Genomic DNA, 3,460 nt, shown 5'->3' with positions numbered 1-3,460 from the left:
GCACTACCACGCTGGCGATGGAYCAGATGATGTTCTCGCTGGTGGGCTGGTTGCCGATCAGCGGCTCGTGCGGCCAGTTATTGGTGTAGGTGGCGGTGAGGCCGGGGCGCTCGGTGGCGGCAGCCCATGCGGTCCAGAAGAAGAAGTGAGTCAGCTTCACGCGGCGTTCGGCGCTGGGCAGCGTGTTCTCCTTCATGGCGAAGCTCTCGCGGCTCTTGCGCAGCTCCGGTGCGTCGGAGAACAGCCGTTCGTAGTAAGCGGCGGTGGCGGCAATGGCCTGCGCCCGGCGCCTGGAGACAGTGAGCACGCCGCTGTCCTGGTCGGCGCGGTTGCCACGGTACTCGGCGCGGAGCTGCTCGCGCAGCGCGGCCTGGGTTGGCCCGTCGAGCGCGGCATAGGTGCGGGCGTAGGTATCGCGCGCGGCCAGGTCGAGCCAGGCGGTCAGCTCGCGGTGCAGCCAGTCGGCGGTCCAGTCCGGCGCCTGGTAGGCGCCGTGGCCCCAGATGGAGCCGAGCTGCATGCCGCCGACGGATTGCCATGCGGTCTGGCCGTCGAGGATATCGTCCTTGCTGAACAGGGCCTTGCCGTCAGCGGTCGCGACTTGCTGCGGAATCGGCGGCGCCTTGCGGTAGACCTCGGTGCCGTAGTACCCAAGCAGCGAAAAGGTGACCGCCACGACGGCGATCAGGGTGAACCAGAGTCTTTTGTATTGTCCCATGATGGGTCTCGCTGTGATGCGTGTGCCTGTCGCGGTGGGATCAGGCGTGGGCCGGAGCGGCTTGCTCAGCGTTGTCGAACAGGATGTTGTTCTCGAGATGGATGTGTTCCATCAGGTCTTCGCGCAAGGTACGCAGCCCGAGGTACAGCGCGCGCCAAGTGTTGCACGCGGCGCGGGGCAAGGTAATGTCATTGGTCAAGGCATTGAGCTGTTGCAGCGCCTGCCCGTGCTCGTCGTGCTCCATGCGCATGACCGAGATGGGGCCACCCGCCATGTTGCCGAGCTCGCGTGCAAGCAACGGGAACAGGACCTGCTCTTCCTTTTGCATATGGCTCTCCAGCTCCTGCTGCATGACCCCGAGGTGGTCCGCCAGGCCAAGCGGGCAATCCTCGCGGTCGCCATGCACCTGCTCCACCCGGCGCGCCAGGCGGATCAGCTCGGGCARTTGCTGGCGATGCACCTCGTGGTAGCGCGCGAGGATATGGGCGATCAGGTCGGCCGCGGACGCGGTGCCCCAGTCGCGGCCGTCGCGCTGCGCCTGGGCTTGCAGCAATAGTAGGCGTGCCTCGATCGCCTGCGCATCCAGGCCTGCTGCTTGCGCGGCCTCGCCCAGGCTCTGCTTGCCGCCGCAGCAGAAATCCAGCTGGTAGTCGTGAAACACGCGGGTAGCGCCGGGGATCTTGCGGGCAAGCTGGCCCAGCGATTGTTCAGTCATGCTCATGATGTTCTCCTTTGTAAGGGGTGCGTCACTCACATAGCGAAACCCGTGCCTGAAAAATTCATGCAAAGAATCAATGACTTAATTTTTTGAGGGTATTATTTACCCTTACCGAACAGGGGTGAAAAATACCCAATAGGGTTTAATTGACCATGATGGAGAATCTCTTGCTGACGGACCTCGTTGCCGACCTTCCGCAGGCAGTGCGGCTGCAGCGGCTGGTCAGCAGCCTGCGTGCCCACTTCCGCTGCGGCGCCGTCGCGCTCCTGCAACTGGAAGAAGATCAACTGCGGCCGGTGGCGATCGACGGACTGGTGCGCGATGCCCTCGGGCGGCGTTTCGCGGTGGGACTCCATCCACGGCYGGCCGCCATCCTGGCCAGGCGCGGCGTGACCTGCTTCCACCATGACAGCGTGCTGCCCGACCCCTACGACGGGCTGATCGACGAGCACGTGGGCGAGCCCCTCCCGGTGCACGACTGCATGGGCACGAGCCTGCATGTGGAAGGCCAGCCGTGGGGCGTGCTGACGCTCGACGCGCTGGCCGTCGGCACCTTTGGCGAAGCGGCGCAGGCCGATTTGCGGCAGTTGACGGTAGTCGTCGAGGCCGCGATCCGCACGACACGGCTGGAAGCCGAGATCCGCGCGCTGCGGCTTACGCGCGGCGAAGCCCCGCTGGGCGACACGGCCCGGGACGATGGCGAGATCATTGGCCAGAGCGAGGCGATCGGCCGCTTGCTGCATGAGCTCACGGTGGTGGYCGACTCGGAGCTCCCGGTGCTGCTGCTGGGTGAAACCGGCGTGGGCAAGGAACTATTCGCGCACCGGCTGCACCGGCTCTCGCGGCGGCGCGCGCAACCGCTCATCCATGTCAATTGCGCCGCCTTGCCGGAATCGCTGGCCGAGAGCGAGCTGTTCGGGCACGCCAAGGGCGCGTTCTCGGGCGCGGTGGGCGAAAGGCCTGGCCGCTTCGAAGCGGCCGACGGCGGCACGCTGTTCCTTGACGAGGTGGGCGAGCTGCCGCTCTCGATCCAGGCCAAGCTGCTGCGCACCTTGCAGAACGGCGAAATCCAGCGCCTGGGTTCCGACCGGCCGCGCCGCGTCGACGTGCGCATCATCGCGGCCACCAATCGCAGCCTGCGCGATCACGTGCGCGACGGGTCGTTTCGCGCCGACCTGTATCACCGGCTCTCGGTCTACCCGATCCCGATTCCGCCGCTGCGCGAGCGCGGCAACGACGTGYTGCTGCTGGCGGGCCGGATGCTGGAACTCAATCGCGCCCGGCTCGGCCTGCGCAGCCTGCGCTTGTCCACCGCCGCGGAAGCCGCCCTGCGCCGCTACCCGTGGCCGGGCAATGTGCGCGAGCTGGAGCATGTCATCAGCCGGGCGGCGCTCAAGACCGTCAGCCGCGGCGCGAACCGCAACGATATCGTCACCCTGGAGGCGGAACGCCTCGATCTCGATGGGCTGGAGCCGGCGCCGGCCGGTGCCGCAGCCCCGCCCCCAAGCGCCGAGCCGGTTGCGTTCGCGCCTACGGCAGCCACCTTGCGCGAGGCGATGGACCAATGCCAGCGGCACTGCATCGAGCAGGCACTGGCCACGCGGGGCGGCAACTGGGCACAGGCCGCCCGCCAATTGGGCGTGGACGCGAGCAACCTGCACAAGCTTGCCCGCCGGCTCGGCATCAAGCACGACGACAGGCCGCAACGCAACGCGGGCTGAACGTATCCCGACACTTGGCCTGGCGCCTCTTCCACGGCGCCATGTCTGCCCCGAGCGGGCACACCCCTCCCCATTGGAACTAGCTCCACCGGCACCTGCACATGTGCTGCCGGCGAATGGTCAATTGCGGTCGCGCTCTCTACGCTGGGAGCCAATCGTCATTGTTGACACAGGAGCATGGCCATGGCCACCCAACCCCTCCCGCGCGAGCCGGTACCACGCCGCGCCTATGCGGTGCTGGCATCCAGCACCTTCGCCTTCACCATCTGCTTTGCCATATGGATGATGTTTGCGGTGCTGGGC

At 66.8% G+C, this 3,460-nt stretch carries 2 protein-coding genes and 1 pseudogene; 1 reads left to right on the top strand and 2 read right to left on the bottom strand.

Annotated features, from left to right (window positions below):
- Both AC1DS3_RS36795 and ytfE read right to left on the bottom strand, forming a co-directional pair.
- A pseudogene (locus tag AC1DS3_RS36795) lies at window positions 1-718 on the bottom strand (nitric-oxide reductase large subunit); the annotation flags it as partial.
- A 40-nt stretch (window positions 719-758) separates the two neighbouring features.
- Window positions 759-1,439: an iron-sulfur cluster repair protein YtfE gene (ytfE, locus tag AC1DS3_RS36790; RefSeq protein ID WP_441639962.1), complete on the bottom strand. Its 681-nt coding sequence runs from the start codon at window positions 1,437-1,439 to the stop codon at window positions 759-761.
- A gap of 149 nt (window positions 1,440-1,588) precedes the next feature.
- Here ytfE and norR point away from each other — a divergent pair, with 149 nt between their 5' ends.
- Entirely contained in the window at window positions 1,589-3,157 is a 1,569-nt protein-coding gene (gene norR / locus AC1DS3_RS36785; RefSeq protein WP_477129150.1) for a nitric oxide reductase transcriptional regulator NorR, read from the top strand.
- Window positions 3,158-3,460 lie beyond the last annotated feature (303 nt).

The sequence above is a fragment of the Cupriavidus sp. 01L46 genome (genome assembly GCF_056399905.1).
This window is presented reverse-complemented; position numbering and strand designations above follow the sequence as displayed.